We start from the raw sequence: 11,594 nt of genomic DNA on the forward strand, positions 1-11,594 counted from the left end.
TTTGTCACGCCGCGGTTTGCGGCGTCACCGCACTGTCGGTGAGGTCGGTGGGACCGCTGACGGACCCGTCGATCCGCCCCAGCTTGTCGGCCCAGATGACGAAGATCACACTACCCAGCGGCACGATGCTGGCCAGCAACGCCAGCGCCCAGGTGATGACGTTCCATTTGCGCGCGATGCCGACCACCAGGGCGGCCACCACGAACGCCATGAACACACCGCCGTGAATGGGTCCGAAGATCTTCACGCCGACCTCGGTGGTCGATCCCGCCAGGTACTTGAAGTACATGCCGACCAGCAGTCCCGCCCAGCTGATCGCCTCGGCGGCAGCGATGATCCGGAACCAGCCCGCAGCGCTGCGGACGTCATACTTGTTTGCCATGAGGGCCATTGTGCCCGACCCCGGACCCAGCTACTACGTAGCGTCGTTGATCAAACTGAGGGCATTCTCAGCGGTCAGGGCCGCCGCAACACCAGCGCGTCGCCCTGGCCACCCGCCCCGCACAGCGCGGCGACGGCGTAGCCCGAGCCCTTGCGCGCCAACTCCAGCGCGGCGTGCAGGGTGATGCGGGCGCCGGAGGTGCCGATGGGATGACCGATGGCGATGGCGCCGCCGTTGGCGTTCACCTTCGCCGGGTCCACCCCGAGCTCCTTGGTGGACGCCAGCGACACCGCGGCGAACGCCTCGTTGATCTCGATGACATCGAGGTCGTCGAGACTGATGCCCTCGCGCGCGATCGCCTTCTTGATGGCGTTGGCGGGCTGGCTCTGCAGCGTGGAATCCGGGCCGGCGACGACACCGTGGGCACCGATCTCGACCAGCCACTCCAGACCGAGCTCTTCGGCCTTGGCCTTGCTCATCACGACCACCGCGGCGGCGCCGTCGGAGATCTGCGAGGCCGATCCGGCGGTGATGGTGCCGTCCTTGCGGAAGGCCGGCTTCAGTCCGCCCAGCGACTCGGCAGTGGTGTTGGCGCGGATGCCCTCATCCTCGGCGAACTCGATCGGATCACCCTTGCGCTGCGGAATCTGCACCGCCACAACCTCATCGGCGAACACGCCGTCCTTCCAGGCGGCCGCGGCCTTCTGGTGCGACCGAGCGGCCAGCTCATCCTGCTCGGCACGGGTGAACTGATCGACATCGTTGCGCTGCTCGGTGAGCGCGCCCATCGGCTGATCGGTGAACACGTCGTGCAGACCGTCGTAGGCCATGTGGTCGACCAGCGTGGCATCGCCGTACTTGATGCCCTCGCGACTCTTGGGCAGCAGGTGCGGGGCCTGGCTCATCGACTCCTGACCGCCGGCGACGACGACCTCGAACTCCCCGGCGCGGATCAGCTGATCGGCCAGCGCGATGGCGTCGATACCGGACAGGCACATCTTGTTGATGGTCAGGGCGGGCACATCCCAGCCGATCCCGGCGGCCACGGCAGCCTGCCGCGCCGGCATCTGTCCGGCACCGGCGGTCAGCACCTGACCCATGATCACGTAGTCCACCAGCGAGGCGGGGACCTTGGCCTTCTCCAGGGCCGCCTTGATGGCGATCGCCCCCAGATCACTGCCCGAGAAGTCCTTGAGCGAACCCATCAACTTGCCGATCGGGGTGCGCGCTCCCGCAACAATCACCGAGGTCGTCATATCCATCCTCCAAGGAATCTGTAAAGGCAGGTGTGGCCGATCACACAGGCTTAAAAAGTGCTGAATCAGGTTACCTTTACCAAATGACCACCGATCACGCCGATGCCCGTCCGGCGCTCGCCAGCGCGCTGGTGACCGCGATCGATCACGTGGGAATCGCCGTGCCCGATCTCGATGCGGCGGCCAAGTGGTACCACGACCACCTCGGCATGATCGTGCTGCACGAGGAGATCAACGAGGAGCAGGGCGTGCGTGAGGCCATGCTGTCGGTGCGCGGTGCCCCCAAGGGCAGCGCACAGGTGCAGCTGCTGGCCCCGCTGGACGAGAAGTCCACGATCGCCAAGTTCATCGACCGCAGCGGTCCGGGACTGCAACAGCTGGCCTACCGCACCAGCGATATCGATGCGTTGTCGGAGAAGCTGCGTGCCGACGGCGTGCGGCTGCTCTACGACGAGCCGCGCCGCGGCACCGCCGACTCACGCATCAACTTCATCCACCCCAAGGACGCCGGCGGCGTGCTCGTCGAACTCGTCGAGCCGAACGCCCACGCCGACCACTAGGACCAACGCCGCGTCGGGCCACGGTTGGCCCGATTGCTCCAGCACGATGTGTGCCAGTGCCTGCGGTCGTCGACGTCGACCGGGATCACCACCACGTGCGCGACGCCGGGGCGGATCTCGTGATCACAGCCCGGGCATCGGTAGGTCTTGTCCGCGCGCGCCGCGGGGATCGACCTGACCTCGTAGTCCAGCCCGTCGGACCCCACCTCGGTGCGTCGGTGAAACACCGGCAGCGGCCGGTCCGGATCGCGGCGAGACCGATTGCGCCGGGCCATCAGAACAACCGGAACTCGTCGCTGTCGAGACCCCGCATCTTGTCGTAATCGAGTACCACGCACCGTATTCCGCGGTCCTGCGCCAACGTGCGCGCCTGCGGCTTGATCTGCTGGGCGGCGAACACGCCGCTGACCGGCGCCAGCAGGGTGTCGCGGTTGAGCAGATCCAGATAGCGCGTCAGCTGCTCCACACCGTCGATCTCGCCGCGTCGTTTGATCTCGACCGCCACCGACCGTCCGGTCTCGTCGCGGCACATCAGGTCGACCGGTCCGATCGGGGTCATGTACTCGCGGCGCACCAGGGTGTACCCGGCACCCAACAGTTCGACGTGCTCGGCGAGCAGCGCCTGCAGGTGCGCCTCGACCCCGTCCTTGACCAGGCCGGGGTCCACCCCGAGCTCATGGCTGGAGTCGTGCTCGACATCTTCGATGGTGATGCGCAACTGTTCGCCGGCCTTGTTCTCCACGACCCACAGCTGTATGTCGCCATCGACCTGTTCGGTGGTCCAGCACGGCGGACTCATCCAGTTCAGCGGCTTGTAGGCGCGGTCATCGGCGTGGACGCTGACCGAGCCGTCGGCCTTGAACAACAACAGCCGCCGGGCCGACGGGAGATGGGCGGTGAGGCGTCCGACGTAATCGACGGTGCACTGGGCGATGACGAGGCGCACCGAACCACCATAGATGCCTCGTCGAAGTCACTAGGCTTGCGCCACGATGACGGACAAGAAGAGCCGCGCCCAACGACTCGGCCTGGTGCTGGAGAAGGTGACCAACCAGAGCAGTCGGGTCCCGAGCACCCCCGAGTACGGTTCCTGGATCCTGGGCCGCGTCTCGGAGACCCAACGCCGCCGCCGGGTGCGGATCCAGACCATCCTGACCACCTTCGCGCTGGGCGCCAACCTCATCGGTGTGGGCGTGGCGGTCCTGGTCGTCACCGTCACCTTCCCGGTTCCCAGCGTCTTCGACAGCAGCGTCCTGTGGATCACCTTCGCGGTGGCGCCGGCCTATATCGTCCTGGCCTTCATCGTCGGAGTCGTCTGGGCCACCAACCGCGTCATCAACAACGTCCGGTGGGCCATCGAGGAACGCGAACCCACTCCCAAGGACCAGCGCAACACCTTCTTCGCGCCGTGGCGGCTGACGCGTGTGCTGCTGGCGCTGTGGGGTGCGGGCACCGTGGTGCTGACCCTGCTCTACGGGTTGCAGGACTCCAACTACATCCCGAAGGTGTTGCTGGGCATCAGTTTTCCCGGCATCGTCGTGTCGACCAGTTGCTATCTGTTCACCGAGTTCGCGCTGCGCCCGGTCGCCGCCCAGGCCCTCGAAGTCGGCCCGCCGCCACAGCGTTTCGCACCCGGCATCATGGGCCGCACGCTGACCGTGTGGGCGCTGGGCTCCGGAGTCCCGGTGCTCGGCATCCTGCTGGCCGCCATCATCACGCTGTCGATCCAGATCGTCTCGCCGACGCAATTCGCCGTCGCGGTGATGATCCTGGCGCTGTTCGCGCTGCTGTTCGGATTGGTCCTGATGTGGATTCTCGCGTGGCTGACGGCGACGCCGGTGCGGGTGGTGCGCGCGGCGCTCAACCGGGTGGAACAGGGTGACCTGGAGACCAATCTGGTGGTGTTCGACGGCACCGAACTCGGCCAGCTGCAACGCGGTTTCAACTCCATGGTCAACGGACTGCGCGAGCGCGAGCGGGTGCGTGACCTGTTCGGCCGACACGTCGGGCGTGAGGTGGCCGCCCTCGCCGAGAAGGAACGGCCCCAGCTCGGCGGCGAGGAACGCCATGCCGCAGTCATCTTCATCGACATCATCGGCTCGACGAAGCTGGTGACCAGTCGGCCCGCCGTCGAGGTCGTGGAACTGCTCAACCGGTTCTTCGCCGTCGTCGTCGACGAGGTCGACCGCCACCACGGCCTGGTCAACAAGTTCGAGGGTGACGCGGTGCTCGCGGTGTTCGGTGCGCCGGTCTCCCTGGACAACGCCGAGGACGAGGCATTGTCGGCCGCCCGTGCGATGGCCCGCCGGCTCCGCGAGGAGGTTCCCGAACTCGACGCCGGCATCGGCGTGGCCGCCGGTCAGGTGGTGGCCGGCAACGTGGGCGCCAAGGAGCGTTTCGAGTACACGGTCATCGGCGGGCCGGTCAACGAGGCCGCCAGGCTCTGCGAGCACTCCAAGTCGGTGCCCGGACATCTGGTCGCCTCATCCGACACCCTGGACAACGCCTCCGAATCCGAGAGCGCGCATTGGACCATGGGTGGGCAGGTCCGCCTGCGCGGACTCGACGCGCCGACGCGCCTGGCGATCCCACGCTAGGGCCGCTGCATAACGGCCGTCGCCGCCTCGACCGCGTCCTCGACGGTGCGGAACCGGATTTCGTCGTAGGCCGACCGGGTGGCCGCGTCATCGGGGGTGACGATGCCGTCGGGGTCGACGAGGTAACTGAGCTTGCCCAGCGCCCGTAGTTCGGCGCCCATCCCGGCGAAGATCTTGCGCGCCGCATCGTCGATATCATCGATGCGCGACACGTCCAGGATGGCGACATCGAGGGTCTTGCAGGCCCGTTCGATGGTGCGGACCACCTGCTCGGCTCCCGGGAACAACAGATCGCCGTGTGTCTCGAACACCCGCACACCAGGGCGCGGTTCATAGCTGGCGCGCATGGTCGCCCGGGAATCGCGGGACACCGTCAGAAAGTGCAGGCCCAGTTCCTCGGAAAGCCTGCGGCACAACAGCACAGACCGGATGCTGTTGCCCTTGGGATCCAGTAGCGGCGAGTATGTGCCGATACCCAGCTGGCCCGGCAGCACCGCGAGCACCCCGCCGCCGACACCGCTCTTGGCGGGCAATCCCACCTCGGTGACCCAGTCCCCCGCCCCGTCGTACATACCGCAGGTCACCATGACCGACAGGGCGCGCCGGACCACGGCGGCATCGGTGACGCGCCGCCCGGTCAGCGGATTCACCCCGTTGCGCGCCAGCGTGGCGGCCATCCTGGCCAGATCGATCGCGGTCACCTTCAGCGAGCACTGCCGGTAGTACACGTCGAGCACCTCGTCCGGATCCGCTTCGAGCACACCGAAACTGGCCAGCATGTAAGCGATGGCCCGATTACGGTTGCCGGTGGCCTTCTCCGAGGCGTAGACCTCGTGATCGAGTTCGAGTCGGCGACCCGCGAACGCGCTGAAGTAGTCCTGGATCAGCGCGAACCGCTCCTGGGCCGACGACGCGGGCACCATCGACACCGCGGCGATGGCCCCGGCATTGATCATCGGGTTCTTCGGCCGTTTGGTCTGCGGGTCGACGCTGATCTCGTTGAACGCCTCCCCCGAGGGCTCCACGCCGATCTTGGCGTCCACGGCCGCGGGTCCGCACCGGTCGAGTGCCAGCGCATAGGTGAACGGCTTCGAAACCGACTGGATGGTGAATTCCACTGCGGCGTCACCGGATTCGTACACATACCCGTCCGCCGAGGACAGTGCGAAGCCGAAGCCGGCGGGATCGACCCCGGCCAGTTCGGGGATGTAGTCAGCCAGCGCACCGTCGTGAACCGCGCTGTACTCGTGACGGATCCGGTCGAGGTAGTTCTGTACCAGCTGGGACACGACTGGATTCTAGGGTCGCAGCATCAGGGCTGCGGATACGGTGCGAACCGCTTGTCGTACGCCGCCTTGCGCGCGGCCAGTTGGGTGGCACGCTCGGCCTCGGTCACGAATCGGGTGGTCGCCGGCAACTCGGCGGGCAGATCCTCCAGCCGCACCAGCCGCGCGCTCACCGTCGGCAGGTCCTGCGCGTCGGGGTCCAGATCTTGGAAGCGCAGCGAGATGGTGCCCTGGTTCAACCCCCCGGTCGACACCCAGTTCGCGACTCCGGGATCACTCGGCGACACCACGATGGTGTAGGTGCCGTCGGGGTCGGCCTCGGCCTGCGCGTTGTTCAGGCTGGTCTGTTCGTTCCAATAGTCTTTGGTGACCGTCCAGTCATCGGTGACCGGCACGATGAAATACCCCGCACTGGCCCGGTCGATGGTGATCACCAGCGCCTCGTCGTCGGCGAGCTGGAAGTAGCCGGCACTCTGCAGCTGAGTGGCCAGGAACTCGGCGTTGCGGGTGGGGTTCTTCAGCACATTGGGCTCGATACGTTCACCGGTGGTGGGGTCGGTGGTGGCGACCTTCATGTAGGTCTCCTCGCGCTGGACGCCGAGCGCCATGATGACGGCCGCCACGGTGCCGCGCAGGATCGTCGGAACGTACGGCAGCGGAGGTATCAGCGAGACGAGCCTGGTCAACAGCGGATTGCGGACGACGGCGGGGCCGATGCCGGGGATGGCGAATCCGCCCAGCTGGCTGAACAGGCTGTTGGGCGGTCCGCCGACCCGGGTGATCTCCAGGCTCATCGGCTCCTGGGTGGCCCAGTCCGACAGTGTGTTCCGGGTCGCGATCAGGGTGGTGTCGGCGGTCAGTTGCAGGTGGTTGTTGCGGCCGTTGGCGGGGTTGCCGTCGGCGGTGATGGTGAAGCTGCCGTCCGGATTCAGGACCAGTTGATTCTTGGTGAGCACCGCGGCGGTGTTGCCGGTGAGACCGGTCAGCACGCTGAAGCTGGTATCGGCGGGCAGGTTGTCCGGATCGGCGAATTTCCCGGTGATGACGTAGGACGATGCGCCGTTGACGCCCATGAAGCGGTAGATGGTGTCGGGGTTGTCGTAGAGGATGCGCGACGCCCCGACGGATTGCCCGTACCAGGTGTGCGGCGGTGCGACCTGCATGACGACCGTCGGTTTGGCCGAGTTCAACAGTTGCTGTTGGAAGGCTGCGCCCATCGCGTAGGCGTCCACCGCGGCGTTCAGACGGTCGAGATTTTCTTGATCAGGACCGTTGACGCGGTCGAACTGTCGTTCGGCGGCGGCCTGGAATCCCGCTCGCAGGAACAGTTTGACCAGCCGCACCGGCAGCGAGTTGGCGATCCGACCGGCGAGTCGTTCGGCGGCCAATTGCTGCGGCGTTCCCAGCACGCTGGGCTCGGCCGCGGTCACCGAGTCGGAGACCGGCGCGCTGGTGGTCACCTCCGGGGTGGTCGGCACCGCGCTCGCCGTGGTGTCCTCGACGACCTCGCGGCGGGCCGCACCGAGCGCGGCGAGGGCGGCCACGTCGGCCGGCGCCGGGCCCGGGTCGTCGTCGCGGGTGTCGAGATCGGTGTCGTCGGGTTCGGGCCTGTCGGCGGTGCGCACGGTGAGTGTCCGCACGGCTGCCTTGCGTTGCGGCCGTGACGTGGTGGCCGTGCGCTGTTCGCCGGCATCGGTGTCGGCCGCAGAGCCGGTGACGTCGGTGTCGGTGTCGGTGTCGGGTTCGGCCCGGTCGGGCTCATCGCGCTCGCCGGTGTCGGAGCGCGCTGCCGGAGAGTCCGCCGTGCGCGAGGACGTCGACTCGCGCGCCGACCGGGAATCGTCGGAGTTACTGGTGCCCGAGTCGGTGGTATCTGCGGCGGCGGTACCGGCGGCGATCGCCGCGCCCACACCGAGTGCCACGGCAAGAGCGCCCACCCGACCGATGAAAACCGCGCTGCCGGCCATCGCCGCACCTCCAAGGCTCGAACCTCGGTTATAGCAGCGACGCACCACCCGGCGGGTCAGAAATCGGCGGTGCGAGTCGAATGAGCAAGAATGACTGCATGCGACCTGTGCCGGCTCTCATGACGGCTGTTGTCCTCGCCGTGGCCGCCTCCGGTTGTGCCCGCGGGCTACCGGAGGTGGACATGATCGAACCCGCGCCGATGCACGCGCCGCCGACGGTGCTGCTGCCGCCCTCGTCGGCGACGTTCTCGCCGCCGCTGACCCAACAGCGCGACGGTCTGGGCTCAGGCCGCTGATTCGACGGGCGATTCGCGCCGGCGCCGGATCCGCTTCCAGATGAACCAGCCCACGGCGGCAGCCGCCCCGCCCAGCACGATGTACTGCAATGTCGCCGCGTACGGGTCGACGAGGTGCCAGTTGGCTCCCAGCAGGTAGCCGGCCAGGACGAACACCGAGTTCCAGATCAGGCTGCCCAGCAGCGTCAGCGCGGTGAACACCGCGAAGTTCATCCGCTCGATCCCGGCGGGTATGGAGATGAAGCTGCGGAACAGCGGCAACATCCGGCCGAAGAACACCGCCTTGTTCCCGTGCTTGTCGAACCAGGCCGCGGTCTTGTCGACGTCGTCGGCGTCCATCAGGGGCATCCGGGACACGATGCTGCGGATCCGGTCGTGTCCCAGCCAGGCACCCAGTCCGTACAGCATCCAGGCGCCCAGCACCGAACCCGCGGTGGTCCAGATGATCGCGCCGAGCAGGGACAGTTCGCCCAGGCGCGCGGCGAACCCCGCCATCGGCAAGATCACCTCACTCGGGATCGGCGGGAACAGATTCTCGACGAAGATCGCCAGCCCGGCGCCGGGGCCGCCGAGGGTCTCCATCATGTCGACCGACCAGCCGGCGATACCGTCGAGTTCGATGGCCTCTTCGGGGGAGGTCATGGCTGCGCTACTCCTTGCTTTCAAACGGGGCTTCCGAGGGGGTTACCCGCCGGCAGGCGGCGTCGACCGCGGCAACTCGGATCTGTCCAGTGTGCCGATCGGGCGCTGAGGATCAGCTCAGGAAGCGTCACCGGAGTCCACTTCGATGTCGAATTCCCGCCAGTCATGTCGGACCCGGGGTGTAAGGCTGAGGACATGCACGACGATTTCGACAGCTGCTATCGCGCCGTCCGTTCCAAGGACGCCCGGTTCGACGGCTGGTTCGTCACCGCCGTGTTGAGCACCGGGATCTATTGCCGGCCGAGCTGCCCGGTGCGACCGCCCTTGGCTCGTAACCTGCGGTTCTACCCGACGGCCGCGGCGGCGCAGAAGGCCGGTTTCCGGGCCTGCAAACGGTGCCGTCCGGATGCCTCACCCGGATCGCCGGAGTGGAACGTACGCGGCGACGTCGTGGCCCGCGCGATGCGATTGATCGCCGACGGTACCGTCGACCGCGACGGCGTCACGGGTCTGGCCGCCCACCTCGGTTACACCACCCGTCAGCTCGAACGGATGCTGCAGGCCGAGGTCGGCGCCAACCCGCTGGCGCTGGCCCGCGCCCAACGCACGCAGACCGCCCGCATGCTCATCGAGACGACCGATCTGCGGTTCAGCGACGTCGCCTTCGCCGCCGGGTTCAGCAGCATCCGGCAGTTCAACGACACCGTCCGCACCATCTGTGCCCTGACGCCCACGGATCTGCGCCGCCGGGCACGTGCGCGCGGAGTCCGGGACGGCGCGGGCGCCGAGACGCTGTCCCTGCGGCTCCCGGTCCGCACACCGTTCGCCTATGAGGGGGTGTTCGGTCACCTGGGCGCCAGTGCGGTGCCCGGAGTCGAGGAGGTCCGCGACGGCGCGTATCGACGCACCCTGCGGCTGCCGTCCGGCGCCGGTATCGCAACGTTGACGCCGTATCCGGATCATGTGCAGTGCCGATTGACGGTGGACGACTTCCGCGATCTTTCCGCCGCCATCGCCCGCTGCCGTCGCATGCTGGATCTGGATGCCGATCCGGCCGCGGTCGTCGACGCCCTGGGCGCTGATCGGCAGCTGGCGGCCGTCGTCGCCAAGGCACCCGGCCAGCGCATACCGCGCACACCCGATGAAGAGGAATTGGCGGTACGGGTCGTGTTGGGACAGCAGGTGTCGGTCAAGGCGGCCCGCACCCACGCCGGCAGGCTCGTTCAGGCGCACGGAACGCCGGTCAGGGATGCCGAGGGCGGACTGACCCACGTCTTTCCCACCACCGAGCAGCTCACCGCGATCGACCCCGAGACGCTGGCCATGCCGACAACGCGGCGGCGCACACTCACCACCCTGGTCGCAGCCATCGCGGACGGCGCTGTCGTGCTGGACGCCGGTGCCGACTGGCAGCGGGCCAGAGCGCAGCTCACCGCATTGCCGGGTATCGGGCCGTGGACGACGGAGCTCATCGCGATGCGCGGCCTCGGTGATCCCGACGCCTTTCCGGTCGCCGATCTGGGTGTGCTGGTGGCGGCCAAGGCGTTGGGCCTGCCCGCCAAGGCCGACGCCCTGCAGGTACACAGCGCTCGCTGGCGACCGTGGCGGGCCTATGCGACCCAGCACCTGTGGACGGCCTTGGACCACGCGGTCAACGAGTGGCCACCATCGGCCGCTGAGGAGAGGAGATGATGGCAAGCATGCAGTTTCGTGCGATCGACAGCCCGGTGGGCATGCTGACGCTCGCCGGCGCCGGCGGCCGGTTGCAGCATCTGCGGATGGAGGACCAGACCTACGAGCCGAGCCGCGATGGCTGGCTGCCCGATGACGACGCCTTCCCCGACGTGGTCGAGCAGTTGCAGGCCTACTTCGCCGGCGCCCTGACCGAGTTCGATCTCGACCTCGACCTGGGCGGGACGCCGTTTCAGCGTCGCGTGTGGGAGGCGTTGCTGACCATTCCCTACGGCGAAACCCGGACCTACGGTCAGATCGCCGTGCAGGTCGGGTCGCCCACAGCGTTTCGCGCCGTGGGCCTGGCCAACGGGCACAATCCGATCGGCATCATCGTGCCGTGTCATCGGGTGATCGGCGCCAATGGCAGTCTGACCGGTTACGGGGGCGGTTTGGACCGCAAAAAGTCGTTACTCGCCCTGGAGAAAAGCCGTTCGGAATTAGCGCTGTTCGACTGAATTCGATTGAATTCGAATTGTCTGACAATACAAAAATGCCTCGGCCCTCCAATTTGCATTGGAGGGCCGAGGACCAATTTGTGTTCGGCGGTGTCCTACTTTTCCACCCTGTTGGGTAGTATCATTGGCGCTGGTAGGCTTAGCTTCCGGGTTCGGGATGGGACCGGGCGTTTCCCTGCCGCTATGGCCGCCGTAACTCTATTCACTTTTTCAGTGACCCTGTGCGTGACAGGGAAATTCTTGGTGTTTTGGTGGTGGGGTGTGTCAACCCTGGTGGGGTTGATGTGCCTGTGTGGTGTGGTTGCGGGCGTTTGAGGTGCGTCATTTCTTTTACACACTGGTTGTTTGTTACCCGGTTGGGTGTGTGTAAGTTTTCGGCCGGTTAGTGCCAGTTCCCTGAACCTATTGCTAGGTGTGTA

General features: G+C 67.0%; 12 protein-coding genes and 1 rRNA gene. 5 read left to right on the forward strand and 8 right to left on the reverse strand.

The window, feature by feature from the left end:
* Nucleotides 1-4 precede the first annotated feature (4 nt).
* Both ACWDUN_RS26460 and ACWDUN_RS26465 read right to left on the reverse strand, forming a co-directional pair.
* A complete protein-coding gene (locus ACWDUN_RS26460) occupies nt 5-391 on the reverse strand; it encodes a DUF3817 domain-containing protein (protein ID WP_449933385.1) in 387 nt (128 codons plus the stop codon).
* Between the two features lie 65 nt (nt 392-456).
* Nucleotides 457-1,638: an acetyl-CoA C-acetyltransferase gene (locus tag ACWDUN_RS26465; protein WP_449933386.1), complete on the reverse strand. Its 1,182-nt coding sequence runs from the start codon at nt 1,636-1,638 to the stop codon at nt 457-459.
* Nucleotides 1,639-1,721: 83 nt separating this feature from the next.
* On the opposite strand from ACWDUN_RS26465, the gene mce reads away from it, so the two are divergent.
* Entirely contained in the window at nt 1,722-2,198 is a 477-nt protein-coding gene (gene mce, locus ACWDUN_RS26470) for a methylmalonyl-CoA epimerase (RefSeq protein ID WP_449933388.1), read from the forward strand.
* On the opposite strand, the gene ACWDUN_RS26475 is transcribed toward mce, so the two are convergent.
* Nucleotides 2,195-2,473, reverse strand: coding sequence for a hypothetical protein (locus ACWDUN_RS26475; protein WP_449933390.1), 279 nt, complete (start codon nt 2,471-2,473; stop codon nt 2,195-2,197). The genes mce and ACWDUN_RS26475 overlap by 4 nt on opposite strands.
* On the reverse strand, nt 2,473-3,144 hold the full coding sequence (gene nucS, locus ACWDUN_RS26480; protein WP_449933392.1) for an endonuclease NucS: 672 nt from the start codon (nt 3,142-3,144) through the stop codon (nt 2,473-2,475). The genes ACWDUN_RS26475 and nucS overlap by 1 nt, the downstream gene beginning before the upstream one ends.
* Nucleotides 3,145-3,190: 46 nt before the next feature.
* On the opposite strand from nucS, the gene ACWDUN_RS26485 reads away from it, so the two are divergent.
* Entirely contained in the window at nt 3,191-4,795 is a 1,605-nt protein-coding gene (locus tag ACWDUN_RS26485) for an adenylate/guanylate cyclase domain-containing protein (RefSeq protein ID WP_449933393.1), read from the forward strand.
* Here the strand turns inward: ACWDUN_RS26485 and glsA are convergent.
* Both glsA and ACWDUN_RS26495 read right to left on the reverse strand, forming a co-directional pair.
* Nucleotides 4,792-6,084 (reverse strand): glutaminase A, encoded by a 1,293-nt coding sequence (gene glsA / locus ACWDUN_RS26490; protein ID WP_449933394.1) that lies wholly within the window; start codon nt 6,082-6,084, stop codon nt 4,792-4,794. The genes ACWDUN_RS26485 and glsA overlap by 4 nt on opposite strands.
* 23 nt (nt 6,085-6,107) lie before the next feature.
* The gene (locus tag ACWDUN_RS26495; RefSeq protein ID WP_449933396.1) at nt 6,108-8,048 is read right to left on the reverse strand and encodes a hypothetical protein; all 1,941 of its coding nucleotides are present in this window, start codon (nt 8,046-8,048) and stop codon (nt 6,108-6,110) included.
* 119 nt (nt 8,049-8,167) lie between these two features.
* Between ACWDUN_RS26495 and ACWDUN_RS26500 the strand changes: the two genes are divergently transcribed.
* Entirely contained in the window at nt 8,168-8,344 is a 177-nt protein-coding gene (locus ACWDUN_RS26500; RefSeq protein ID WP_449933398.1) for a hypothetical protein, read from the forward strand.
* Here the strand turns inward: ACWDUN_RS26500 and ACWDUN_RS26505 are convergent.
* Nucleotides 8,333-8,986 carry a DedA family protein gene (locus ACWDUN_RS26505; protein WP_449933400.1) on the reverse strand — a complete coding sequence of 218 codons (654 nt, stop codon included), beginning with the start codon at nt 8,984-8,986 and terminating at the stop codon, nt 8,333-8,335. The two genes, ACWDUN_RS26500 and ACWDUN_RS26505, sit on opposite strands and share 12 nt — an antisense overlap.
* A 195-nt stretch (nt 8,987-9,181) precedes the next feature.
* On the opposite strand from ACWDUN_RS26505, the gene ACWDUN_RS26510 reads away from it, so the two are divergent.
* Nucleotides 9,182-10,678: an AlkA N-terminal domain-containing protein gene (locus tag ACWDUN_RS26510; RefSeq protein WP_449933402.1), complete on the forward strand. Its 1,497-nt coding sequence runs from the start codon at nt 9,182-9,184 to the stop codon at nt 10,676-10,678.
* Nucleotides 10,678-11,175: a methylated-DNA--[protein]-cysteine S-methyltransferase gene (locus ACWDUN_RS26515; protein ID WP_449933403.1), complete on the forward strand. Its 498-nt coding sequence runs from the start codon at nt 10,678-10,680 to the stop codon at nt 11,173-11,175. The genes ACWDUN_RS26510 and ACWDUN_RS26515 overlap by 1 nt, the downstream gene beginning before the upstream one ends.
* 82 nt (nt 11,176-11,257) lie before the next feature.
* Here the strand turns inward: ACWDUN_RS26515 and rrf are convergent.
* Nucleotides 11,258-11,370: ribosomal RNA gene (gene rrf / locus ACWDUN_RS26520) — 5S ribosomal RNA — on the reverse strand.
* Nucleotides 11,371-11,594 lie beyond the last annotated feature (224 nt).

The sequence above is a fragment of the Mycobacterium sp. NPDC003323 genome (assembly GCF_053589535.1).